The 25,192-nt window shown below is 70.7% G+C and carries 16 protein-coding genes and 1 pseudogene; 14 read left to right on the forward strand and 3 right to left on the reverse strand.

Annotation, left to right across the window (positions count from 1 at the left end):
- The first annotated feature begins 75 nt into the window (after window positions 1–75).
- The 3 genes and pseudogenes from E0500_RS20135 to E0500_RS45445 all read left to right on the forward strand — a co-directional run.
- Complete coding sequence (locus E0500_RS20135; protein WP_131570815.1) at window positions 76–1,407, forward strand: hemolysin family protein; 1,332 nt, start codon at window positions 76–78, stop codon at window positions 1,405–1,407.
- Window positions 1,404–2,426 (forward strand): hemolysin family protein, encoded by a 1,023-nt coding sequence (locus E0500_RS20140; RefSeq protein WP_131570817.1) that lies wholly within the window; start codon window positions 1,404–1,406, stop codon window positions 2,424–2,426. The genes E0500_RS20135 and E0500_RS20140 overlap by 4 nt, the downstream gene beginning before the upstream one ends.
- Window positions 2,427–2,456: 30 nt before the next feature.
- A pseudogene (locus E0500_RS45445) lies at window positions 2,457–2,702 on the forward strand (hypothetical protein); the annotation flags it as partial.
- Here E0500_RS45445 and E0500_RS20145 read toward each other — a convergent pair.
- Both E0500_RS20145 and E0500_RS20150 read right to left on the reverse strand, forming a co-directional pair.
- Window positions 2,700–4,724, reverse strand: a complete 2,025-nt coding sequence (locus E0500_RS20145; RefSeq protein WP_131570819.1) for a beta-N-acetylglucosaminidase domain-containing protein — start codon at window positions 4,722–4,724, stop codon at window positions 2,700–2,702. The pseudogene E0500_RS45445 and the gene E0500_RS20145 overlap by 3 nt on opposite strands.
- 240 nt (window positions 4,725–4,964) lie before the next feature.
- The gene (locus E0500_RS20150) at window positions 4,965–7,181 is read right to left on the reverse strand and encodes an endo-beta-N-acetylglucosaminidase (RefSeq protein WP_131570821.1); all 2,217 of its coding nucleotides are present in this window, start codon (window positions 7,179–7,181) and stop codon (window positions 4,965–4,967) included.
- A 215-nt stretch (window positions 7,182–7,396) separates the two neighbouring features.
- Here E0500_RS20150 and E0500_RS20155 point away from each other — a divergent pair, with 215 nt between their 5' ends.
- From E0500_RS20155 to argF, 10 genes are all read left to right on the forward strand, one after another.
- Window positions 7,397–8,482, forward strand: coding sequence for a LacI family DNA-binding transcriptional regulator (locus tag E0500_RS20155; protein ID WP_131570823.1), 1,086 nt, complete (start codon window positions 7,397–7,399; stop codon window positions 8,480–8,482).
- A gap of 310 nt (window positions 8,483–8,792) precedes the next feature.
- A complete protein-coding gene (locus E0500_RS20160; protein ID WP_131568043.1) occupies window positions 8,793–12,065 on the forward strand; it encodes an alpha-mannosidase in 3,273 nt (1,090 codons plus the stop codon).
- Between the two features lie 115 nt (window positions 12,066–12,180).
- On the forward strand, window positions 12,181–13,452 hold the full coding sequence (locus E0500_RS20165; protein ID WP_131568045.1) for a sugar ABC transporter substrate-binding protein: 1,272 nt from the start codon (window positions 12,181–12,183) through the stop codon (window positions 13,450–13,452).
- Window positions 13,449–14,423, forward strand: a complete 975-nt coding sequence (locus E0500_RS20170) for a sugar ABC transporter permease (RefSeq protein WP_309505105.1) — start codon at window positions 13,449–13,451, stop codon at window positions 14,421–14,423. Before E0500_RS20165 ends, E0500_RS20170 begins: the two co-directional genes overlap by 4 nt.
- A 5-nt stretch (window positions 14,424–14,428) precedes the next feature.
- Window positions 14,429–15,361: a carbohydrate ABC transporter permease gene (locus tag E0500_RS20175; protein WP_131568065.1), complete on the forward strand. Its 933-nt coding sequence runs from the start codon at window positions 14,429–14,431 to the stop codon at window positions 15,359–15,361.
- Entirely contained in the window at window positions 15,358–16,650 is a 1,293-nt protein-coding gene (locus E0500_RS20180) for a glycosyl hydrolase (protein WP_131568047.1), read from the forward strand. Before E0500_RS20175 ends, E0500_RS20180 begins: the two co-directional genes overlap by 4 nt.
- 330 nt (window positions 16,651–16,980) lie before the next feature.
- Window positions 16,981–18,477: a 3' terminal RNA ribose 2'-O-methyltransferase Hen1 gene (locus E0500_RS20185; protein ID WP_165935129.1), complete on the forward strand. Its 1,497-nt coding sequence runs from the start codon at window positions 16,981–16,983 to the stop codon at window positions 18,475–18,477.
- Window positions 18,474–21,035 carry a polynucleotide kinase-phosphatase gene (locus tag E0500_RS20190; RefSeq protein ID WP_131568051.1) on the forward strand — a complete coding sequence of 854 codons (2,562 nt, stop codon included), beginning with the start codon at window positions 18,474–18,476 and terminating at the stop codon, window positions 21,033–21,035. Before E0500_RS20185 ends, E0500_RS20190 begins: the two co-directional genes overlap by 4 nt.
- A 111-nt stretch (window positions 21,036–21,146) precedes the next feature.
- Complete coding sequence (locus E0500_RS20195) at window positions 21,147–22,376, forward strand: arginine deiminase (protein ID WP_165935130.1); 1,230 nt, start codon at window positions 21,147–21,149, stop codon at window positions 22,374–22,376.
- A 134-nt stretch (window positions 22,377–22,510) separates the two neighbouring features.
- Entirely contained in the window at window positions 22,511–23,521 is a 1,011-nt protein-coding gene (gene argF / locus E0500_RS20200) for an ornithine carbamoyltransferase (protein ID WP_131568055.1), read from the forward strand.
- A gap of 84 nt (window positions 23,522–23,605) precedes the next feature.
- Here argF and E0500_RS20205 read toward each other — a convergent pair whose 3' ends face one another.
- Window positions 23,606–24,055 (reverse strand): ATP-binding protein, encoded by a 450-nt coding sequence (locus tag E0500_RS20205; protein WP_131568057.1) that lies wholly within the window; start codon window positions 24,053–24,055, stop codon window positions 23,606–23,608.
- A gap of 308 nt (window positions 24,056–24,363) precedes the next feature.
- Between E0500_RS20205 and E0500_RS20210 the strand changes: the two genes are divergently transcribed.
- Window positions 24,364–25,191 carry an enoyl-CoA hydratase family protein gene (locus tag E0500_RS20210; RefSeq protein WP_131568059.1) on the forward strand — a complete coding sequence of 276 codons (828 nt, stop codon included), beginning with the start codon at window positions 24,364–24,366 and terminating at the stop codon, window positions 25,189–25,191.
- The last annotated feature ends 1 nt before the right edge of the window (window position 25,192 follow it).

Consider the following 25,192-nt stretch of genomic DNA (forward strand, 5'->3'; position numbering starts at 1 on the left):
GCCTCCCAGTACCAGCTGTGCCATGCCCCGCCCGCAGCCCGCGCTGCCTGTGAGTGAGGGACGGGGGGTGGCTCGGTGACCGAGGTCCTGCTGCTCCTGGTGGCCCTCCTCCTCACACTGGCCTGCGCCGTCTTCGTCGCCGCGGAGTTCTCCCTGACCACCGTCGAGCGCGGTGAGCTGGAGCGCGCCGCCGAGGCCGGTGAGCGCGGTGCCGAGGGCGCGCTGAAGGCCGTACGCCGTCTGACGTTCCAGCTGTCCGGCGCCCAACTCGGCATCACGGTCACCTCCCTGGTGATCGGCATGCTCGCCGAGCCGTCGCTCGCGGTGCTGCTGCGCGGCCCGCTCCAGGCGGTCGGACTGGGTGGTGCCGCCTCCTCGGTGGGCACCGTGCTGGGCGTGGCCCTCTCCACCGTCGTCCTGATGGTGGTGGGCGAGCTGGTGCCCAAGAACTGGGCGATCTCGCGGCCGCTGGCCGTCGCCAAGGTGGTCGCGGCCCCGCAGCGCGGCTTCACCGCGACCTTCGGGCCGTTCATCCGGCACCTGAACAACACCGCGAACCGTTTCGTACGCCGCTTCGGCCTGGAACCCGCCGAGGAACTGGCCTCCGCCCGCGGCCCCGAGGAGCTCGTCGCGCTGGCCCGGCACTCGGCCGCCGAGGGCGCGCTGGAAGCGGACTCCGCCGAGCTCTTCGTACGCACCCTGCACCTCAGCGAACTCACGGCGGAGAACGTGATGACCCCGCGGGTCGACGTCCGGGCACTGGAAGCCCATGCGACGGCGGCTGACGCGGCGAACCTGTCGTACGCCACCGGCCTGTCCCGCTTCCCGGTCTACCGCGACAGCCTCGACGAGGTCATCGGCACCGTCCACATCCGTGACGTCCTCGCCCTGCCGCCCGAGAAGCGGCAGCTCACGCCCGTGACCGAGCTGGCCACGGACCCGCTCCGGGTCCCGGACAGCCTGACCGCCGACCGGCTTCTGGAGCGGCTGCGGGCGAACCGCACGATGGCCGTGGTCATCGACGAGTACGGCGGCACGGCGGGCGTGGCCACCGTGGAGGACATCGTCGAGGAGGTCGTCGGCGAGGTGCGCGACGAGCACGACCCCGTCGAGGTTCCCGACCTGCTGCCCGGCCCCAGGACGAGCGACGGCCGAGGCGTGTGGGAGGCCGACGGCTCCGTCCGTATCGACCAGCTCACCGAGATAGGGCTCACCGCACCTGAGGGCCCGTACGAGACCGTGGCCGGCCTGATCGCCACCCGCCTGGCACGCATCCCCGCCAAGGGCGACGTCCTCGACCTCGACGGCTGGCAGCTGGAGGTCCTCGACGTCGAGCACCACCGGGCCGACCGCGTCCGGATCACCGAACCGGCCCCGGTTCCCGTTCCGGCGGGGGAGTCCCGATGACCGTCCTGCAGCTTGCCATCGGTGCCCTGACCCTGCTGACGAACGCCTTCTTCGTGGGCGGCGAGTTCGCCCTGATCTCCGTGCGGCGCAGCCAGATCGAGCCGCGGGCGAAGGAGGGGGACAAGCGGGCCCGGATGACCCTGTGGGGCCTGCAACACCTCTCCGCGGTCATGGCCACCGCCCAACTCGGCATCACCGTCTCCTCGCTGGTGCTCGGCGCGGTCGCCGAACCGGCCATCGCGCACCTGCTGGAGCCTCTCTTCGAGGCGGCCCGCGTCCCGGACGGGCTGGTGCACCCGATCGCGTTCGTCATCGCGCTCGCCGCGGCGACGTATCTGCACATGCTGATCGGCGAGATGATCCCCAAGAACATCGCCCTCGCCGCCCCCGTGCCCACCGCGCTGCTGCTCGGCCCGCCCCTCATCGCCCTCACCCAGGCGCTCAGGCCGGTCGTGTTCGGCATCAACGCCTTCGCCAACGCGCTGCTGAGGCTGCTGCGAGTGGAGCCGAAGGACGAGGTCGAGGCGGTCTTCACCGACGACCAGCTCGCGCGCATGGTCGTGGACTCCAGCGAGGCCGGGCTGCTGTCACCCGCCGACGGCGAACGGCTGCGGGACGCGCTGGAGCTGGGCACACGCCCGGTCGGCGAGATCCTCGTCCCCGCCGGGACGATGCGCACCGTCGGGCATACGGTCACCCCGGCCGAACTGGAACGGACGGCGGCCGAGGCGGGCTACTCCCGCTTTCCCGTCACCGGCCCCGACGGAACCCTGATGGGCTACCTGCACATCAAGGACACCCTCGGCGTCACCGAACGCGACCAGCCGTTCCCGCGCAGCGCGCTCCACCCGGTCACCCGGGTCCGCATCGACACCCCGCTGGACGACACCCTCACCACCCTGCGAGCCGACGGCAGCCACCTCGCCGCGGTCACCGGCCAGACCGGCGCGGTCATCGGCTTCGTGACGATGGAGGACGTCCTGACAGAACTGGTCGGCCCGGCACCCGTCACCACGTGAAGCGCGTCGGCCGTCCTGCGCCCGACGCAGGACGGCCGACCGGCGCGGGCGCACATCCAGCGCGGTTGTGCTGTGTCCGGTGTGATCTTCGAGGTCGCGTACTCGCTGTTCAAGAGGTGGGCCGATGACGACCCCGGCTACCCGATCAGCCTGCTGGATCCGTGGTACCTCACGTGGTTCCTGGTCGCGCTGTTCATCTGGCGGCTGACCACGCCGCTGTGGCAGGCCGTCCGGTGGCCACTGCCGCTCGCGTACTGGGTGGCGCCGCAGGCGTCACCGCAGCTCGCGGGCGCCGACGAGGAACACGTCGAGCACTCCGTCGGCGACCCGTACCGGGCCCTGAGGGCGGGTCTCGCCCGGTATCGTCTCGATGGCGCCTGCCCGCTCGGCCAGCGCGGCCGCCTCGTCGAACCACTGCTGGGCGCGATCGTCGTCGCCGGACAGGCGGGCGCCGAGCGCGTCCAGGGTCCGTTCGAACGCCGTTCCCCACAGCCGCAAGGCATCCAGCCACGGACCGCAGTCGGCGACGAAGCCCTCGTCCGCGACCCCGTTCCTGATCTGCTCCGGCGCCGTGGCGAGCAGCCGCGCGTAGGGGAGCAGGCCGCGCAGCGCGGCCTCCTTGGCGCCGCTGTCCCAGTCCGCGCGGAACCGCTGGAGCCGGGCGGCCAGTTCGGGGGCCTGTGGCTGCCAGGGGTCCGTGCCGAAGGTCGGTGCCAGATGCTCGACGTCGAAGAAGGCCAGCAGCGCCTGGACCGTGTCCGGGTCGCCTCCCGCCAGGTAGTCGGCGGCGGCTCGCCAGGCCCGCAGCGGGTCGTAGCCGGTGTCGTTCCAGGCGAAGTCGGCACCTCCGAACAGCGCGACCTTGCTCGCCGCCGCCTGGTTCATCGGGTTGAGCACCAGGCCGGACAGCTGCGCGTGCAGCCCCGGTTCGCGTTCCGCGTAGGGCGCGAGCAGCAGTCGGCCCTCCGCCTGACCGTAGTCGTTGACCGGGTAGTTGTCCCACAGGAACACCTTGCGGCCCCACACGGCGGCGGCTTTGGCGGCGTCCTCGACGGTGATGCTCGGCGGCACCACGTCGGTGCCCGTCCACATCACCTCGATGCTCGGGTCGAGCTGCTCGCGGATGGTCTTCTTGTAGGCGGTCTCGGTGACGTCCCCGTACTCGGTGGGCACCATCTGCAGCGGCTCGGTTCCCTCCCTGTCCGCCAGGAAATCCCGCTGCAGCCTGTTCAACAGATCCACCTGGGCCTGTGCCGCGGACTGTCGCGACGGCGCCCCGTACGCCGCCTGGTCGCCCGCGCAGTTCCACCGCGTGTAGCTGATGTCGTCCAGCGGTACGGAGAAACTGCGCACCCCCAGGTCGTACACGGCCTGGAGCTTGGCCTCCAGCGCCGCCCGGTCGCCGGGGGAGCTGTAGCAGATGGAGACGCCGGGCGAGAGCGCGAAGGTGAACCGCACATGGTGGTCCGACGCCTGCCGCGCCAGCTCGCCCAGCTCCGCGAGCCGCTCCGCCGGGTACGGATCCCGCCAGCGTTCGCGGTGATAGGGGTCGTCCTTCGGGGCGTACAGATAGGTGTTCATCTTCAGTTCGCCGTAGAAGGCGAGCTGGTCGAGGCGCTCGGCATGCGTCCACGGGCTGCCGTAGAAGCCCTCGATCGCGCCACGCAGCGGCATCAGCGGGTAGTCGACGACCGACACCCCCGCGACAGTCGAGCCCGAGGTGAGCTGCCGCAGGGTCTGAGCCGCGTAGTACGTGCCGTCTCCGTCCGCGCCGGCGAGGACCACCGAGCCGCCGCCGGGGGCGGCTCGAGAGGCCAGCGCATAGCCCTCGGCGGGGAGTTCGTCCGGAACCCGGCCGCCCGCCGCCCGCAGTGCCCGGGTCACCCGGGCGTCCTGGAGCCCGCCGACGACCACGGTCAGTTCGCCTGCGTGGCGCCGTCCGGCCGGCAGGGGAGCCTCCACGATGTCTGTGGCACCCGCCCCGCGCAGCACGGAGACGACGAGGTCCAGGGTGGGCCGGTCCACGTCCCCGGCGGTGAGCACTCGTGCCCGGGAGGGCACGACCACGGTGCCCCCGTTGCCTTCCATGTGCTGCGGACGGGGTGTGACGTCGGGCAGCGCGGGCTTGCCGCCGGTGGTCCCGGTCGTGGCCCCGGCGGGCTCCGCGTGGGCCGCCGGGAGGGAACCGGTCAGCAGACAGAGCAGAGCGAGCACCGCGACGACGAACCGACGTTGGGCGCGGCGGGTGCGGTGAGCGCGGTGGCCGCGCAGGACGGAGTGGTTTGGTGTTGGACCCATGCCTGGCGTTCCCCTCGGTGTGGTTGCGGGCATCGGATCGGCGTCGACGGAGCGGGAGTCCGGGGCGGGCAACGTGATCCCCGGAGCAGGACCGACTCTGACCTTGAACCGCCCGTCGGCCACTGCCGATTCGGAACGTGCATGACCTGGCGTGGCGCTTGTCCTCGGCGGTCGTTGCCGGTCCGGGTGTGCCGGTCCGGGTGTGCCGGTCCGGGTGCGCCGGACCGGCGCGGTCCGGTCCTACCAGCCCAGTTCGGTTGCGGTGGCGCAGCTGCGCCGACCTGTCACGGACACCGCCTCCAACTCCAGGCGGGTCGCCTCCTCGTTCCCGTCCCGCGCCAGCGCGGACACGCAGTAGGCGCCGTCGTAGGCTCGTCCCAGCCACTGCCTGCCGTTGGCCGTTCGGCGGAAGACGTCGTAGTGGGCCACGCCTTCCGGCTCGAAATCCCAGCTCAGATAGACACTCGCGGTACCGTTCGCCCGTACCGCCCGGTCCACCGTGAATCCGGCGGGGCAGCGCGGCGCAGGCTCCGGTACGGAATCCGCCAGTCGCAGCTCGCCGATGTTGACGGCGATGTCCTCCGCCCCGAGGGCGCCGGCCACCAGGGACACGCCGACGGCGGCCACGGTCCGGCCGGCCCACTGCCCGAGCGCACCCGTCCAGTGCGACCAGCCGTCGCCCGTCGCCCCGTCGACGGTGAGCCAGGCCGTCTCCGTGGGGGCATCCTCGAACACGAGGCCGACTCTGAGTACCGGGCCGTCACCGCCGGGCGCCGTGGCGGAACCCCGGTGCACGAGGCCGGCGGTGGAGGTGGGGGTGAGCCTCAGCCGGGTCTTGTAGAGCCGTACGACCACCGACCGCGACGGGCCGAGCGTACCGGTGAGGCGGAGCGAGGACCCTCCGTCGTAGGCGTCGGTGTGGTCGTAGTCCACCCGGACCGCGTCGCTCGGTGCCCCGTCGGCGTCGCGCACCCACCACTGCCAGGTGGGCAGCAGGTCCTGGACGCCGATGTCGAACCACGGCTGGTCGCCGACCCGTACACCGTCGATGAAGAAACGCTCCCCGGTACCGGTGCAGAAGCGCGTCACAAAGGGCAGCTCCCCGATCACCGACTTCTCCACGATGTGGTGGGCCGCGCCGTCCCAGCCCGCCGGGTCGAGTGGACGGCTGCTGTCGGGCTGCCTCGTACGGCCGGAGCGCGAGGGGTCCTCGGTCGGCCCCGACCACAGTTGGCGCTCCCGTGCGTAGGCGGGGGCCTGCGCGGCGAGGGCGCTCTTGTCGCCCTCCACCGTGTACCAGACCATCTCGGAGCCGAGGAAGGCCCAGCTCGTACGGGGCTCCGCCCCTTCGGGGAAGATCGCGCGGGGATCGTAGGGCTGGGCGAACCGGTACATGCCGATCTCGCTGCCGGCATAGACGACCTCGAAGGGGTCGAGCCCCAGCGAGAGCGCATGGGTGCGCGAGGCCTGGATCTTGGCGGAGTTCCACCAGTAGTTGAGGAAGACGCTGGTGCTGATCCGCTGTCCGCCGGAGACCACCCAGGGGGAGTTCACCTGGTTGAACTCGTTCTGGTAGGAGATACGGCCGTCCACCGTCAGGGAGTCGTACCACTGGAGGTGGAAACCGGTGGGGGCCTTGCGTGCCATATAGCCGAGCATCTCCATCAGGAGCTTCGCCTGCGCAGCGGAGATGACGGCTTCCTGGTTGATGAAGTACCCGTCGAAGCCGAAGTACTCCGCCATCGCGATCAGCTTGTCGGCGGTGGGGAAGGTGCCCTGCGAAGTCTTCTCGACGATCTCCGCGAAGTTCTCCGGGCGGGGCCAGAACCAGCAGCCCAGGCTGAGGACACCGTTGCGGTGCGCCGCGTCGGTGTACCCGGGATTGGGCAGATTGACCAGCCCGTACGGAGGGTTCGTCTCGTCGTGCCGGCCGTCGAGGGGTAATCCGTGCCAGGAGGCGTAGAGATCGGCGTACTGCCAGAACCGCAGGGCGTACGCCTCGGCGCCCGGCCCGTACGGATAGCCCTCGGTCTCCCATCCGGGCTGCAGATAGTCGTTGGCGAGAACGGCCAGCCTGGGGCGGGGGTCGAGACCGCGCCGGGCCTGGGTCGGCTCGAAGGGGGCGATGCGCCGGGCGAGGGGGACCCGTGAGCGCAGATAGCGGGCGTTCCGGTCGGTGTCCGGGTTCCACGCCTTGATCTGCGGGCCCGAGTACCCGTGCATCAGGGGAGGTTCTGGGCCGAAGTCCGCCGTCGCGGCTGCGACGGCCGCGGACGTGCGCTCCGACGCCGTGTGGGCCCGGGCGACCGGCGTTCCTGCGCCCGTCGCCGGGACAGCGGCCGCGACCAACCCGGCGCCCGCGGCTTGCAGGAAACGCCGGCGTCGCAGCTCGGGAAGGGGCTCCGGCTCCGCCGCCGGAGCGGGTCTCGGGGACGGGCCTATCTCGTCAACGGGCATGGGAATCCCCTCCGGCAGACACAGGGCAGGCCGACGCACCGCACGCAGGCGCCGTGCGGCGCGGAACGCGGCCGACACTAAAGCGCTAAAGTTGGCCCTGCAAGAGGGACATGATGACGCATCAGCTCCAGTGCCACGGGACAAGTGGCGTGATCCGCCATCTAAGATGGGAGATCCCCTGAAGCAGGGGCGGAGCACAACACATCGAGGTTTCCATGACCGCCGAGGGCAGTCGTCCCAGGCTCCGGGACATCGCCGACCTGGTGGGGATATCCGAAGCAGCGGCTTCCTTCGCCCTGAACGGGAAGCCCGGTGTCTCGGAGGCCACCCGTCGCCGTGTCCTGGCTGTCGCCAAGGAACTGAACTGGTCACCGCACCACGCTGCACGCGCCCTCACCGGCGCCGGGTCCTCCACCGTGGGGCTGGTCATCGCGCGCAGCGCGCAGGACGTCGGGACGGAACTGTTCTTCCACCGGCTGATGACCGGGATGCAGATGGTGCTGAGCCGCCGGCACTACGCGCTGCTGTTTCAGGTGGTCGGGTCCGTCGACGAGGAGATCGAGACATATCGGAGGTGGCAGCACGAGCGGCGGGTCGACGGAGTGGTCCTGGTCGATCTGCGGCGCCATGACCCGCGGCCTGCCGCCGTCGCGGCGCTCGGCCTGCCGGCACTCATCGCGGGTGGCCCCGACCCCGAGGGAGCCCTGCCCTCGGTCTCGATCGACGACTCCGCGGCGATGAAGGCCATCATGCGCCATCTCAAGGAAACGGGACATGAGCGGGTCGCCTATGTGTCGGGAACCGCCTCCATGCTCCATGTGCACCTCCGGGTCGAGTCCTTCGAGAAGACCGGGAGTGACCTCGGGTTCAGTGACTGCCGCACCCTGTCCACCGACTTCTCGGCGGCGGCCGGTGAGGCCGTCACCGAGTCCGTGCTCCGCGGAGATCCGCGGCCCACGGCTCTGATCTACGACAACGAGGTGCTGGCGGTCGCCGGTGTCGACGTCATTCGCCGACACGCACTGCACGTCCCCGGCGATGTGGCGATCGTGGTCTGGGAGGACACTCCCGTGTGCACGGCGCTCAGGCCCGCGCTCACCGCGCTGCGGCGGGACGCGGTGGGGTTCGGCGCGGACGTGGCGGAGCGGCTGCTCACACTGCTGGCCGGTGAACCGGCGACGGACCATGAGGAACGGGTGCCGTCCCTCATCGCCCGCGCGAGCACCCTGGGCGACGCGGGCACCCTCGGCGACGCGGGCACCCTGGGCGACGCGGGCACCCTCGGCGACGCGGGCGCCTGACTCGCTGCCCGGCACGTCTGCCCGGCACGTCTGCCCGGCACGTCTGCCCGGCACGTCTGCCCGGCACCGGGCCCACTCACCCGGGCGACTTCGGCCGGGCCTGTGCGGCGCATTCCGTTCTCCTGGCTGCGCGGCCCCCCGGAGCACGGCCGTTCCGCCCGCCCGCACCCTCCCCGGCGCTTCCCGCGCAACGCCCCGGTATTCCCGCTCAGTTGGCACCCCCTGACTTCCCGCACCGATCGTTGACACCCCCAACTTAAGCGCCTTAGTGTCGGCTCGCGCTGTCCCGGACGATCAGCTGGGGGTATCGATGCACTCCGCACCACAGATCACTCTCGACCGGCTGGAACGCGTGGTGCGGCAGCGTCTCGCTCCCCGGGTACACCGGCCGCTCGGCAGGGTGGCGGTGTCGGCGTGGACGGTCGACGGCGACGGGGAGCCGGTCCCCGCCCGGCACGCGCTCGGACTGGAGCCACTGCCCGACCGGGCCGCGCCGCGGTACAAGCCGTTCGTGGTCGGTGACACCTGGGGCCCCGCCTGGGGGACCACCTGGTTCCGTGTCGACGGTCGATTACCCGAGCACGAGCACGAGCACGAGAACAAGGACGAGAACGAGAACGAGAACAAGGACGAGGACGACGGCCCCCCGGACATCGTGGAACTCGTCTTCGACCTCGGCTGGGCGGACCACTCGGTGGGCGGCCAGGCAGAAGGGCTGGCGTACCGCCCGGACGGCACGGTCCTCAAGGGCCTCCACCCCCGCCAGTCCTGGATCAGGCTCGTCGGTCCGGGCGCCGCGACATCGCTGGTGCGCCCGGACGGCACCTTCACCGTCTACATCGAGGCCGCCGCCAATCCGCTGCTGCTGGATGTCGTACCGTTCATCACCACCGAGCTGGGGGAGCGGACGACCGCCGGTCCCGCCCCTCTGTACCGGCTTGCCGCGGCCGGGATCCGCGCCTTCGACGCCGAGCTGTGGGAGCTGCTGCGCGATCTGGAGGTAGTCGGCGGACTGGCCCGTGAGGTGCCGCCCGACGACCCCCGCCACTGGACGCTGCTCCGCTCGATCGACGCGGCTCTCGACGCGGCCGATCCGCAGAACCTGGCGGCCACGGTGCCCGCTGCCCGTAAGGCCCTTGCCGGGGAGCTGGCGAAGCGGGCCAATGCCAGCGCGCACCGTCTGACCGCCGTGGGGCACGCGCACATCGACTCCGCGTGGCTGTGGCCGGTGCGTGAGACGGTCCGCAAGATCGCCCGTACGGTCTCGAACGTCCTGGACCTGATGGACACCGACCCCGGCTTCGTCTACGCCATGTCCTCCGCGCAGCAGTTCAGCTGGCTGGAGGAGTACCACCTCGGGCTCTTCTCCCGCCTCAGGGCCCGTGTCGCGGAGGGCCGGTTCATTCCCGTGGGCGGCATGTGGGTCGAGTCGGACACCACGATGCCCGGAGGTGAGTCGATGGTCCGTCAGTTCACCTACGGAAAGCGCTACTTCCGGGAGCGCTTCGGGACCGAACCCGAGGAGGTGTGGCTGCCGGACAGCTTCGGCTACTCGGGGGCCCTTCCCCAACTGGCGCGACTGGCCGGCTTCCGCTGGTTCCTCACCCAGAAGATCTCCTGGAACGACACCAACACCTTCCCCCACCACACATTCCAGTGGGAGGGCATCGACGGCAGCCGGATCCTGACCCACTTCCCGCCCGCGGACACCTACGCCGCCGAAGTGACGGCGAAGGAACTCCACCACGCGGTCGTCAACTTCAAGGACAAGGGCCTCTCCGGGCACTCCTTGCTGCTCTTCGGGCACGGGGACGGCGGGGGAGGCCCCACCCGGGAGATGCTGGGCCGCGCCGCCCGGTTCACCGATCTCGAAGGCGCACCGACGGTGACCGTGCGCGCTCCCCGGGACTTCTTCACCGAGGCCGAGACCGAACTCACGGAAAACGGCGGGGCCTCGGTGTGGTCCGGTGAGCTGTATCTGGAGCTGCACCGCGGCACGTTCACCTCCCAGCTCGCGATGAAGCAGGGCAACCGGCGCGTGGAGGCGCTGCTGCGCACCGCCGAGTACCTGTCGACCGTGGCCGCGCTCCGGGGAGACTGGGCCTACCCCTCGGGAGACCTCGACGACATCTGGCGCACGGTGCTGCTCCACCAGTTCCACGACATCCTGCCCGGCTCCTCCATCTCCTGGGTCCACCGTGAGGCGCGGGCCACCTACCAGGCGCTGACCGCTCGGCTGGAGGCCATCGTCGAGCGGGCGTGTGCCGTGCTCGCGGGCGGCGGAGCCACCACCCCGGGCCGTATCCTGCCGCTCCCCTGGGCGGGGCGCGAGGCGTGGGAGCCGGTGCCGGACACGGTGGACGGCTACAGGGACGGCTACAGGGACGGCGAATCGGACGGCGACTCGGGCCGCGAGGTGGACGGCGAGGTGACCGTCCGGCGGCTGGCCGACGGCTCCCACGCGCTGGAGAACGGTCTGCTGCGCGTCGTCGTCGACGCCCAGGGCCATGTGTCCTCGCTGCTCGATCTGGCCGAAAACCGGGAGCTCGTCCCCGCGGGACAGCCGCTCGGCGTCCTGCAACTGCACCGGGACGAGCCGGTGCGCTGGGACGCCTGGGACGTCGACCGTGACGCACACCGTATGCGGACCGATCTCACCGGCCCGCTCACCGGCGATGAACGCATCGAGCTCCGCACCCTGGGTCAAGGGGCCGCCGGGGTCACCGTGGTGCGTACCACCGGAGCATCCCGGATGACGATGACCATCAGCCTGTCGCCCGGATCACGGCAGCTCGACATGGACCTCGTCGCCGACTGGCAGGAGACCGAACGACTGCTCAAGGTCGCCCTCCCGCTGGCCGTCCACACCACGGGCGCCCGCTACGAGACCCAGTTCGGTTTCGTCGAACGGACCATCCACGAGAACACCTCGTGGGACGCGGCGCACTTCGAGGTCTGCGCACACCGCTATGTGCATGTCGCCGAGGCGGGCTACGGCGTCGGTGTCGTCAACGACTCCTCCTACGGCTGTGATGTGACACGTCTCGGTGGCCCCGGCGGCGGCAGCCTGGTACGGCTCTCGCTGCTGCGCGCACCCACCTTCCCCGATCCGGTGACCGACCGGGGAACCCACCGGATGCGGTGGGCCGTGGTCCCCTCACCCGAGTTCGCCGGCACCGTGGCGGCCGGATACGCGCTCAACGCGCCCGCGATACCGGGCCTTCCCGCGCTCGTACCGCTCGTCCGGCTCACCGAGACCACGGGCCTGCCCGTCATCGACACGGTCAAGCTCGCCGACGACGGCTCGGGAGATGTCGTCGTACGGATCTACGAGGCCCGGGGCGGACGGGCCACGGCGACGCTGCGCTGCTCCGCCGATCTCGGCGACCATCCCACCGTTCGGGAAACGGACCTGCTGGAGCGGGAGTTCGGGGCGGACAGTGACATACGGCGGGCGCTGCGCCACACCGGCCAGGCCCTCGCGGGCCAGGCGCACGCGGGCGCCGTACCGGCCGAAGGGGCGGCCCTGGCTCTGGAGCCGTTCCAGGTGGTCACGCTGCGGCTGCGGCGCCCGGCCGGCTGACGCGTCCGGGCCGAACCGACCAAGGGAGTTCACGATGAGACCGACGACACCGACGACACCGACGAGACCGAGGCCGACGAGAGCGACGAGACGTTCACGGGCCGCGAGTGTGGCCATGGTGCTTGGCCTGGGGCTGGCCGGATGCGGCGTGGGCGGAGGCGGGGACGGCGGCGACGCCGGAGGCGACACCGACGGACGAGTCGACGGAAAGGTCACCGGGGCGATCACGTTCCAGACATGGAACCTGAAGGGCGGGTACGAGGACTACTTCACCGACCTCGTCGCGGCCTTCGAGAAGAAGCACCCGGGCACCCGGGTGAAGTGGATCGACCAGCCCGCCGACGGATACTCCGAGAAACTCTCGGCGGACGCCGCCGCGGGCAACCTGCCGGACGTCGTCGACCTCGGCCCCGAGGCGGGTTACACCCTGGCAGGCGCGGACATGCTGCTGAACATCGCCAAGGCCGATCCCTCCGCCAAGAAGGACTACCTCCCCGCCGCCTGGAACGCCATGACCTGGGCGGGCATCGACGGCGGGACGTACGGCTATCCCTTCTACCTCAACACCGGGCCCTCGTTCTTCAACACCGAACTCATGACAAAGGCGGGCCTCGACCCGAAGAACACACCGAAGACCTACGACGAGTTGTTCGACCAGGCCGACGAGATGGCCGACGCCGCGAAGGGCGAGTACTCGATGCTCGGCCGTACGCCGGTGATCGAGACCTTCGGGACCTACGGCGTCCAGCTGATGAACAAGGACGCCACCGCGTTCACCTTCAACAACGCCAAAGGCGTCGAACTGCTCACCAGATACAAGGAGATGTACGACTCCGGAGCGCTGACCGAGGACATCCTCAACGAGAAGCAGGTCGGCGAGGTCGACAAGTTCAAGGCCGGCCGCCTCGGCTGGCTGCCCGGCAGCGCCTACAACCTGGCGGACTTCAAAAAGAACGCCCCGGACATCTACAAGAGCGTCGCGATCGGTCCGATGATCGCCAACGCGGCCCCGAACATGTACATCGAGTCCCTCGCGGTGAGTTCGAAGACCGGCAACGCGCCTACGGCGATCGCCTTCGCCAAGTTCGCCACCAACGCGGAGAACCAACTGGCGTTCGCCCGCAAAGCGGCGATCTTCCCGGCCACCGTCGGCACGCTCGACGACCCGTTCTTCACCAAGAGCGACGGTACGGACGAGGGCAGGGTCCGGGTCGAGTCCGCCGCGCAGATCGGGCGGGCCGTCGTCCACTGGCCGCCGGCTTTCTCCCAGGCCATGGTGGACGAGCTGCGCGAACAGGTCGCCCTCGCGCTGAAGGGCGACAAGACCCCGAAGCAGGCCCTGGACGACACCGTCGCCTTCTGCAACGAGAAACTCGGCCGGACGTGACCTCGCCCCTCGCCCCCGCGGCCTCCCGCCGGGCCGGGCCAGGTCCGGCGGGTCCTCGTGCGGTCCTCGGCCGCGGATCGCGGTCCGGCCGGACACACCACTGGTGGGCCGCACCCTGGCTCTTCCTCGCTGTCGGGCTCGTCGTCACGGTCGTCTTCGTGCTGTTCCCGTTCCTCAACACCGTGGTCCTGTCATTCACCGACGCCACGATGGTGCGCGGTGGCCGGTTCACCGGTCTCGACAACTACAGCCGGCTGGCCGACGACCCTCGTTTCTGGACCGCGCTGCTGAACTCCAGCCTGTACGTCGTCTGCGTGGTCCCGTTCATGGTCGTACTGCCGCTGCTGCTGGCCTGCCTTGTGAGCCGGCCCGGCAGGCTCATCGGAGTGTTCCGGAGCGCCTACTACACGCCGGTCGTGATGTCCGCCGTCGTGGTGGGGCTGATCTGGACCAATCTGCTCGACAGCCGTGGACTGGTCAACGAACTCCTGTCCTCGCTCCGGCTGATCTCCACCCCGATCCCTTTCATCGCGGACCGCTGGCTCCTGCTGTTCAGCGCCATGTTCGTCACCGTGTGGACGGGTGTGGGCTACTACATGGTCATCTATCTGGCGGCCCTCGCACACATCCCCGCGACCCTGTACGACGCGGCATCCGTCGACGGGGCGGGCCCCGTCCGGAGGTTCCTCTCGGTGACGGTTCCCGGGGTCCGCTCGACCATGGCGCTGGTCGGTGTGCTGTCGTCGGTGGCCGCCTTCCGGGTCTTCAGCGAGATCTACGTCCTCTCCGGCAACACCGGCGGCACCGGCGGCAAGGACATGACGATGACGATGCTCATCCAGCGCGAGGGCACCGGCCTTTCGGCGGACACCGGCTACGCGACGGCGATCAGCGTCGTCATGTTCGTCATCACCCTGGCCATGCTGCTGGTCCAGCTGCGGTTGCAGCGGGGGGACGGAGACGCGGAATGAACCGAATGACGGGCAGCCGGCGCCCTCTTGCGCCGGGCGTCGCTCCGGCGACGACCACACACGCCGCCGCCCCCGCCCCCGTCCGCGGCCGGTCCGGGCCCCGGCCCCACCGGGGGAGCCGCACCGGTGCGGGCATCTGGCGCTACGCGGCACTCATCGTGGTGTTCGTGATCCTCGTCGGCCCGTTCGTCTGGCAGCTGTCGCTGTCCTTCAAGGGCGTCGGCGACAACCTGTACACCCGTCCCCCTCAGCTTCTTCCCAGCGATCCGACGCTGGAGAACTACCGGGAGGTCGTCCGGCGGGTACCCATACCGCACTACGTGCTGAACTCCGCGATCGTGGCCCTGATCTCCGTGGCCGCGAACGTCGTCGGGGCCACCTGCGCGGGGTTCGCCCTGGCCCGGCTGCGCTTCCGGGGACGGGGCGCGGCGCTGTCCGTGTTCGTCCTCGCGCTCCTGGTGCCCGGAGAGATCATCATCGTGGCGCAGTTCCTGCTGATGCGCTCCCTCGGGCTGAACAACACCCTCTTGGGGGTGGCGCTGCCGACAGCAGTCGCGGCCCTGAACGTCCTGCTCATGCGCAACGCCTTCCGCTCCCTTCCCGTGGCTCTTGAGGAGGCTGCGGTCATCGACGGAGCCACGGTGTGGAAGCGCTTCTTACTGATCTGTGTGCCGCAGGTGAAGGGCGCGATGGCCGTTGTCGCGATCTTCGCGTTCGTGGGGTCCTGGAACGACTTCCTGTGGCCGCTGATCGTCCTGTCCGACCAGGACAAGTACACGCTCACGGTCGGCCTCAACGCGTTGCGGGGCACGTTCTTCGACAATCCGCGGGTCGTGGCGGCCGGAACCGTCATCGCGGTGGCGCCCATACTCCTGTTCTTCTTCGGCCTCCAGCGCTTCTTCTTCCGCGGCGTCGAGGAAGGAGGGATCAAGGGATGAACGCTCTGCGTTTCGGCGTCAACTACACGCCGTCGGAGCACTGGTTCCACTCCTGGCTGGAGCCGTCCTGGGACGGCGTACGGCGCGACATGGAGGGGATCGCCCGGCTAGGCCTGGACCATGTACGGATCTTCCCGCTGTGGCCGCTGCTCCAGCCGAACCGGGCCTGGATCCGGCCCCGGGCACTGGCAGATGTGCGGACCATGGCGGACATCGCCCATGACCACGGCCTCGACGTCTCGGTCGACGTCATCCAGGGCCATCTGTCGAGCTTCGACTTCCTGCCGAGCTGGATGACCAGCTGGCACCACAGGAACATGTTCACCGACCCGGATGCCCTGGAAGGACAGACCCGCCTGGTGCGCGCCCTCTATGACGCACTGGCGGACGCCCCCGGGTTCCTCGGACTGACCATGGGCAACGAGCTGAACCAGTTCTCGGACCGCCCCCACCCGACTCCCATGCGGGCCACCTCCGACGAGGCCGCGCACTGGGTCAGCACCCTCCTGGCAGCCGCCCCGTCCGCACCCTCGAACGGGCGGGTTCACGAGCACGTGCATGCCGCGTACGACGCCGTGTGGTACCTGGACGGCCATCCGTTCCTCCCCACCCACGCCAGCCGTCTCGGCGACATGACGGCCATCCACTCCTGGGTCTTCAACGGCACCGCACAGCACTACGGCGGCATGTCCCAGCAGAGCGTCCGGCACGCCGAGTACCTCGTCGAACTGTCCCAGGCGTTCGCCACCGACCCCGCCCGGCGGGTCTGGCTCCAGGAAGTGGGCGCCCCGCTCAACTGCCTGGCGGAGACCGATGCCCCCGCGTTCTGCGCCGACACCGTACGCGCGGCCGCGGACACCACCGGTCTGTGGGGCGTGACCTGGTGGTGCTCGCACGACGTGAGCCGCCGCCTCACCGACTTCCCCGAACTCGAATACTCCCTCGGGCTGTTCGACGAGGCGCGGCGCCCCAAACCGATCGCTCTGCGCTTCGCCGAGACCGTCCGGGAACTGCGTGCCGGAGCGAACGCACCCGTGCACCGGACACTCGCCGTGGAGGTGCCCGTCGACACCGAGGACGTGCCGCTGAGCAGGAGCGCTCTCGCCCCCGGTGGGGTGATCTTCGAGGAATGGATGCGGCTGGCCGCCCAGGACCTGCGCCCGGCACTCGTGACATCGGCCACCGTGGCCGACCCCGCCGGGCTCGCCGCGCGCGGAATCCGCGATGTGGTCCGGGTGCCGCTGCCACCCCGTCCGGCCAGTGTGTACGCGGCGGTCAGCGACGGCTGAGGCAACCCTCCAGACCAGGCCCATGGCTACCGGGGTGGAGCCCCGCACTTGTCAGGAGCCCAGGGAGCAAGTGCGGGCGAAAATTCCTGGGAGCAGCCGCGGTCGTTCGCTGTACGTTGTGCGGGTGCGCCGGAGAAGAGGCGCTCCCGTGGCCGGCGATCCGTAGCGCAGGGCTGCTACGACACGAGAAGGGCCACGCGTCGTGAGCACACATACGTCCTTCCCTCTCCGGGGCCCATCGGCATTCCGCCACAAGTGCGCCCGATGTGCGTCGCGCCCCACGGTACGACGAGGATTCGCAGCTCAGAAGGGTTTCGAGGGGTAACCACCGTGTTCCTGACGATCAGCACCACCGGCACACCGGAGCGCCCGGCGACCGATCTCGGTTTCCTGCTGCACAAGCATCCCGACAACGCGCAGGCGTTCTCCACCTCCTATGGCATGGCCCACGTCCTCTACCCCGAGGCGAGCGCCGAGCGCTGCACGGCCGCGCTGCTGTTGGAGGTCGATGCCGTGGCGCTGGTCCGGCGCGGCAAGGGCAAGGGCCGGGGCGGCGCCCCCGACGCGGCGCTCGCGCAGTATGTGAACGACCGCCCCTACGCGGCCTCCTCCCTGCTCGCCGTCGCGCTGAGCGCCGTGTTCTCCAGCGCGATGAAGGGCACCTGCCGTGCCCGGCCCGAACTCCCGGGCGCCGCCCGCCCGTTGCGCGTCGAGATACCCGCGCTGCCCGCCCGCGGCGGCCCTGACCTGGTCGTCAAGCTCTTCGAGCCGCTCGGCTGGACGGTGACCGTGGACGCCGTGCCGCTGGACAGCGAGTTCCCCGAGTGGGGCGACTCCCGCTACGTACGCCTCGTGCTGGAGTCGGAGGCGCGGACCCTGGCCGAGGCCCTTCGCCACCTGTACGTACTCCTCCCGGTGCTCGACGACGCCAAGCACTACTGGGTGGCGCCCGACGAGGTGGACAAGCTGCTGCGGGCCGGTGAGGGCTGGCTGCCGGACCACCCGGAGCACAAGCTGATCACCAGCCGCTATCTCGCGCGCCGCTGGTCGCTGACGCGCCAGGCCATGGAACGGCTGGAGCTCGTACGCCTCGCCGAGACGGACGACAGCGAGGTCGAGGAGATCGACAACGCGGTCGAGGGGGAGAACGAGGCGGAGGAGAAGCCGACTCCGCTCGCCGTGCGGCGCAGGGACGCGATCATCGAGGCGCTGCGGTCCGCCGGGGCCGGGCGCGTGCTCGATCTCGGCTGCGGACAGGGCCAGTTGGTGCAGGCGCTGCTCAAGGACCCGCGGTTCACCGAGATCGTCGGCGTCGACGTGTCGGTGCGCGCCCTCACCATCGCCTCGCGCCGGCTGAAGCTGGACCGCATGGGGGAGCGGCAGGCCTCGCGCGTCACGCTCTTCCAGGGCTCGCTCGCCTACACCGACAAGCGGCTGACGGGATACGACGCCGCCGTGCTCAGCGAGGTCGTCGAGCACCTCGACCCGCCGCGGCTGCCCGCCCTTGAGTACGCGGTGTTCGGCTCCGCGCGGCCCCGCACCGTGCTCGTGACCACGCCGAACGTCGAGTACAACGTCCGCTGGGAGAGCCTCCCGGCCGGGCACGTCCGCCACGGCGACCACCGCTTCGAGTGGACGCGCGCGGAGTTCCGGGCGTGGGCGGACGCGGTGGCCGAACGGCACGGGTACGGCGTGGAGTTCGTGCCCGTCGGCCCCGACGACCCCGAGGTGGGCCCGCCCACCCAGATGGCCGTGTTCACCCTGAACACCGCCACGGACATAGCGACGACGAGGACCACGAACGAGAAGGAGGTGAAGGCGGCATGACGCAGAACCAGGAGCGGACCGAGGCGGTGCAGGGGCGCACCCTGCCCGTCACCGACCTCTCTCTCGTGGTGCTGATCGGCGCGTCCGGGTCCGGCAAGTCGACCTTCGCACGCAGGCACTTCAAGCCGACCGAGGTGATCTCGTCGGACTTCTGCCGCGGCCTCGTCGCCGACGACGAGAACGACCAGAGCGCCAGCCGGGACGCGTTCGACGTACTCCACTACATCGCCGGCAAGCGGCTCGCGGCCGGCCGCCGCACGGTCGTCGACGCCACGAGCGTGCAGCAGGAGAGCCGCCGTCAACTCGTCGACCTCGCCAAGAAGTACGACGTGCTGCCCATCGCGATCGTCCTCGACGTCCCCGAGGAGGTGTGCGCCGAGCGCAACGCGGGCCGCACCGACCGGGCGGACATGCCGCGCAGGGTGATCCAGCGCCACACCCGCGAACTCCGCCGCTCCCTGCGGCATCTGGAGCGCGAGGGATTCCGCAAGGTGCACGTCCTGCGGGGCGTGGAGGCGGTGGAGAACGCGACCGTCGTCACCGAGAAGCGCTTCAACGACCTCACCCACCTCACCGGCCCGTTCGACATCATCGGCGACATCCACGGCTGCTCGTCCGAACTGGAGTCGCTGCTCGGGAAGTTGGGCTACGTCGACGGCGCGCACCCGGACGGCCGTACGGCGGTCTTCGTCGGCGACCTCGTCGACCGCGGCCCGGACACCCCGGGTGTGCTGCGGCGCGTGATGTCCATGGTCGCGTCGGGCGACGCGCTCTGCGTACCCGGCAACCACGAGAACAAGCTGGGCCGCTGGCTGAAGGGCCGGGGAGTCCAGCACACGCACGGACTCGCCGAGACCGTCGAGCAGCTGGAGAAGGAGGACGACGCGTTCCGCACGCGGGTACGGGAGTTCGTCGACGGCCTGGTCAGCCACTACGTCCTCGACGGCGGCCGACTGGTCGTCTGCCACGCGGGCCTGCCCGAGAAGTACCACGGCCGTACCTCGGGCCGGGTGCGCTCGCACGCCCTGTACGGCGACACGACCGGCGAGACCGACGAGTTCGGCCTGCCGGTGCGCTACCCGTGGGCGGAGGACTACCGGGGCCGCGCCGCGGTGGTGTACGGCCACACCCCGGTTCCACAGGCCACCTGGCTCAACAACACCATCTGCCTCGACACGGGCGCCGTCTTCGGAGGCAAACTCACCGCACTGCGCTGGCCGGAGCGGGAGCTCGTCGACGTACCGGCCGAACGCGTCTGGTACGAGCCCACGAAGCCGCTCGCCACCGAGGCGCCCGGCGGGCACGAGGGACGACCGCTGGACCTGGCGGACGTGCACGGTCGCAGGACCGTGGAGACACGTCACGCGGGACGGATCGCGGTCCGCGAGGAGAACGCGGCGGCGGCCCTGGAGGTCATGAGCCGTTTCGCCGTGGACCCGCGCCTGCTCCCGTACCTGCCCCCGACGATGGCCCCGACGGCCACCTCGCAGGTGGAGGGCTACCTGGAGCACCCGGCCGAGGCCTTCGCGCAGTACGAGGCGGACGGGGTCGCGCGGGTCGTGTGCGAGGAGAAGCACATGGGGTCGCGGGCGGTGGCGCTGGTGTGCCGGGACGCGGCGGCCGCGGCTGACCGCTTCGGTGTGACCGGCGGCCCCACGGGCTCGCTGTACACGCGCACCGGGCGTCCCTTCTTCGACGACGAGACGATGACGGAGGAGATCCTCGCCCGGGTACGGCGGTCCGCGGACGCCGCAGGTCTCTGGGACGAACTGGAGACGGACTGGCTTCTGCTCGACGCCGAACTGATGCCGTGGTCGCTGAAGGCGTCCGGGTTGCTGCGGGCGCAGTACGCGGCGGTCGGCGCGGCCTCCGGGGCGGCGTTCCCGGGTGCGCTGGCCGCGCTGGAGGGTGCGGCGGCGCGGGGTGTGGACGTGGGCGACCTGCTGTCGCGGCAGCGTGACCGGGCCGCGGACGCGGCGGCGTTCACCGAGGCCTACCGGCGGTACTGCTGGCCGACCGAGGGCCTGGAGGGCGTGCGTCTGGCGCCCTTCCAGATCCTCGCGGTCCGGGGCCGCAGCCTCGCGGCCCTGCCCCACGACGAGCAGCTGTCCCTGATCGACCGTCTCGTCGAGCACGACGGCAGCGGCCTGCTGCAGACGACCCGGCGTCTCTTCGTGGACACGGGTGACGCGGAGTCGGTGCGGGCCGGGATCGACTGGTGGCTGGAGATGACCGGGCGCGGGGGCGAGGGCATGGTGGTCAAGCCGGCCGGGGCGGTGGTGCGCGACGGGAAGGGCCGTCTGGTCCAGCCGGGCATCAAGTGCCGTGGTCGGGAGTACCTGCGGATCATCTACGGCCCGGAGTACACCCGCCCCGACAACCTGGCCCGCCTCCGCCACCGCTTCCTGGGCCACAAGCGGTCCCTGGCCGTCCGTGAGTACGCGCTGGGCCTGGAGGCCCTGGACCGGCTGGCGGAGGGCGAGCCGCTGTGGCGCGTGCACGAGGCGGTGTTCGGGGTGCTGGCGCTGGAGTCGGAGCCGGTGGACCCACGGCTGTGAGGGGTGCCTCCGCGGCCGGCGAGGGCCGGCTCCGGTCGCGGAGCGCGGAGTGACGACGCGATCCGGCCGTTCGGGCGGGTGAACACCCGCCCGAATGGTCAGGATGGAGACATGGGATTCCACGTCGACTCCGAGGCCGGGCGGCTGCGCCGCGTCATCCTGCACCGGCCGGACCTAGAGCTCAAAAGGCTCACCCCGAGCAACAAGGACGCCCTCCTCTTCGACGACGTCCTGTGGGTGCGCCGGGCGCGCGCCGAACACGACGGGTTCGCGGACGTGCTCCGTGACCGCGGGGTCACAGTCCACCTCTTCGGCGACCTGCTCACCGACGTCCTGGGGATCCCCCAGGCCCGGACGCTCATCCTGGACCGGGTCTTCGACGAGAAGGAGTACGGGCCGCTCGCCACCGACCACCTGCGGGCCGCCTTCGACTCCCTGCCCACACCCGAGCTGGCCGAGGCCCTGGTCGGCGGGATGACCAAGCGGGAGTTCCTGGACGCGCACGCGGAGCCGGCCTCCGTGCGCTTCCACGTCATGGATCTCGACGACTTCCTGCTCGACCCGCTCCCCAACCACCTCTTCACGCGCGACACCTCCGCCTGGATCTACGACGGGGTCTCCATCAACGCCATGCGCTGGCCCGCGCGCCAGCGCGAGACCGTGCACTTCGAGGCGATCTACCGGCACCACCCTCTCTTCCGTGGCGAGACGTTCCACGTCTGGTCGGAGGGGCAGGCGGACTACCCGTCCACCATCGAGGGCGGGGACGTCCTCGTCATCGGCAACGGCGCCGTGCTCATCGGTATGAGCGAGCGGACGACGCCCCAGGCCGTCGAGATGCTCGCGCACAAGCTGTTCGCCGCGGGCTCGGCGGAGACGATCGTGGCGCTCGACATGCCCAAGCGGCGCGCCCTCATGCACCTCGACACCGTGATGACCATGGTCGACGGTGACGTCTTCACGCAGTACGCGGGGCTCGGCATGCTCCGCTCGTACACCATTGAACCGGGCGTCGGTGACAAGGAACTCAAGGTCACGGACCATCCGCCGGAGCACATGCACCGTGCGATCGCCGCCGCGCTCGGGCTGAGCGAGATCAGGGTGCTGACCGCGACGCAGGATGTGCACGCGGCTGAGCGGGAACAGTGGGACGACGGGTGCAATGTCCTCGCGGTGGAGCCGGGGGTGGTCGTGGCGTACGAACGGAACGCGACGACGAACACCCATCTGCGGAAGCAGGGGATCGAGGTGATCGAGATTCCCGGGAGTGAGCTGGGGCGGGGGCGGGGTGGGCCTCGGTGTATGAGCTGTCCTGTGGAGAGAGGGGCTGTTGATGACTGAGGGAGTGGCCGGCCCGGCTCGCGTCCCTGGTGCGTTGCGCACACCCCAGTCCCGTATAGAAATGTGGCTTGTCGTATAGACTTCCAAACCTGTCCGTTGTCCGAGCAGCCAGCCCCCGCACCACAGGAGCCCTCATGGCGACCGTCCCGACCGCCCTCGCCGGCCGACCCTTCCTCAAGGAGCTCGACTTCACCGAGGTGGAGTTCCGTGGGCTGATCGAGCTGGCCGCCGAGCTCAAGGCGGCCAAGAAGGCCGGGACCGAGGTGCAGTACCTGCGGGGGCGGAACATCGCGCTGATCTTCGAGAAGACGTCGACGCGTACGCGGTGCGCGTTCGAGGTCGCGGCCGCGGACCAGGGGGCGTCGACGACGTACCTCGACCCGTCCGGCTCGCAGATCGGCCACAAGGAGTCCGTGCGGGACACTGCCCGGGTGCTCGGCCGGATGTTCGATGCCATCGAGTTCCGCGGCGACAGCCAGGCCGCCGTGGAGGAGCTGGCCGCGTACGCGGGCGTGCCCGTCTACAACGGCCTCACCGACGACTGGCACCCCACCCAGATGCTCGCCGAGGTGCTGACGATGGTCGAGCACTGCGACAAGCCGCTGACGGAGATCGCGTTCGCCTACCTCGGCGACGCCCGCTTCAACATGGGCAACTCCTACCTGGTCACCGGGGCGCTCCTCGGCATGGACGTCCGGATCGTCGCCCCCGAGGCCTACTGGCCCGCCGAGGACGTCGTCCGCGACGCACGCAAGCTCGCCGAGGTGAGCGGCGCCCGCATCACGCTCACCGAGGACGTCGCCGAGGGCGTCCGGGAGGCGGACTTCGTGGCGACCGACGTATGGGTGTCGATGGGGGAGCCCAAGGAGGTGTGGAGCGAGCGGATCGGCGCGCTCGCCCCGTACGCCGTGACCATGGACGTGCTCCGCGCGACCGGGAACCCCGACGTCAAGTTCCTCCACTGCCTCCCCGCCTTCCACGACCTCGGCACCAAGGTCGGCCGCGAGATCCACGAGACGTACGGCCTGGAGTCCCTGGAGGTCACGGACGAGGTCTTCGAGTCGTCCCACTCCGTCGTCTTCGACGAGGCGGAGAACCGCCTGCACACGATCAAAGCGGTCCTCGTGGCGACACTGGCCCGCTAGCCCGCTAGCCCGCTAGCCCGCTAGCCCGCTAGCCCGCTAGCCCGCTAGCCCGCTAGCCCGCTAGCCCGCTAGCCCGCTAGCCCGTCAGGCCAGCCGACGCCGGTGGGGCGTCACCGGCAGGCGGAACCACACCGCCTTGCCCGAGTCGGTGGGGCGGTGGCCGCAGGACGCGCTGAGGGTGCGGATGAGGAGCAGTCCGCGCCCGTGCTCCTGCCAGGGGTCGGGCATGGCGCGGTACGGGTGGGTGAGATCGCCCGGGGGTGCCGGGTCCGGATCGTGCACCTCGACCTGGCAGCCGGTCGGCAGCAGCTCCACGACCAGCTCTATCGGCCCGTTCCCCGCCGCGTGCTCCACGGCGTTCGCGACCAGCTCCGCGGTGAGCAGCTCCGCGGTGTCGCTGTCGGCCGCGTGTTCCAGCTCGGCCAGCGCCGTGCGGACGAGCGCGCGGGCGACGGGCACGGCCGCGACGGTGTGCGGCAGCGCGATGCGCCACGAGGCGGGAACAGGGCGTTCGTACAAGGCGGGTCCGTTCATGGAGCAGGAAATCCTGCTTTCAACCTGGTGCATGGTACGGCGCGCTCCGGCAGCGTCCCTCGGCGGGCGCCGTACAGGGCCGTCGGCCCCGTTGCCAGGCGGCCTACCCCCGTCAACGCGCCGGCTCTCCCGAGTACGCCCACCGTTACCGGCCTGTCGAGGATTCGTGACCGATTTGCGGAGGATCTGTACCCAGTTCCATGGGTATCGCGGCGTCATCCGGGGTATCGCGGCATCATGACGACAGTCACACATCGGTGATAACTTCGATGGCGTAGGCCCGTTCCCGTCGGAGGAGGCCGCCCCTCATGAGTCCCTTCACCGGCTCCGTCGCCCGCACCTCCGACTGGCACCATCTGCGGTGCACGGTCGCCGACGGCGTCGCCACGATCACCCTCGCCCGCCCCGAGAAACTCAACGCGCTCACCTTCGGCGCCTACGCCGACCTGCGAGACCTGCTCGCCGAGCTGTCCCGTGAGAGGTCGGTGCGCGCCCTGGTACTGGCCGGGGCGGGGCGCGGCTTCTGCTCCGGCGGCGACGTCGACGAGATCATCGGCGCGACCCTGTCCATGGACACGGCCCAGCTCCTCGACTTCAACCGGATGACCGGGCAGGTCGTGCGCGCCGTACGGGAGTGCCCGTTCCCGGTGATCGCCGCCATCCACGGGGTCGCCGCGGGCGCCGGCGCCGTGCTGGCGCTGGCCGCCGACTTCCGGGTGGCGGATCCCACGGCCCGGTTCGCCTTCCTGTTCACGCGCGTGGGGCTCTCCGGCGGCGACATGGGCGCCGCGTACCTGCTGCCCCGCGTCGTCGGGCTCGGGCACGCGACCCGGCTGCTGATGCTCGGCGAACCGGTACGGGCGCCCGAGGCCGAGCGGATCGGGCTGATCAGCGAGCTCACCGAAGAGGGCAGCGCCGACGAGGCCGCCCACGCGCTGGCCCGCCGCCTGGCCGAGGGCCCGGCCCTCGCGTACGCCCAGACGAAGGCGCTCCTCACCGCAGAGCTGGACATGCCGCTCGCCGCCTCCGTCGAACTGGACGCCTCGACCCAGGCCCTGCTGATGAACGGTGAGGACTACGCGGAGTTCCACGCCGCGTTCACCGAGAAGCGCCCGCCGAAGTGGCGTGGGCGGTGAC

This window comes from Streptomyces sp. KM273126 (assembly GCF_004337435.2).
Lineage (GTDB): Bacteria > Actinomycetota > Actinomycetes > Streptomycetales > Streptomycetaceae > Streptomyces > Streptomyces acidicola.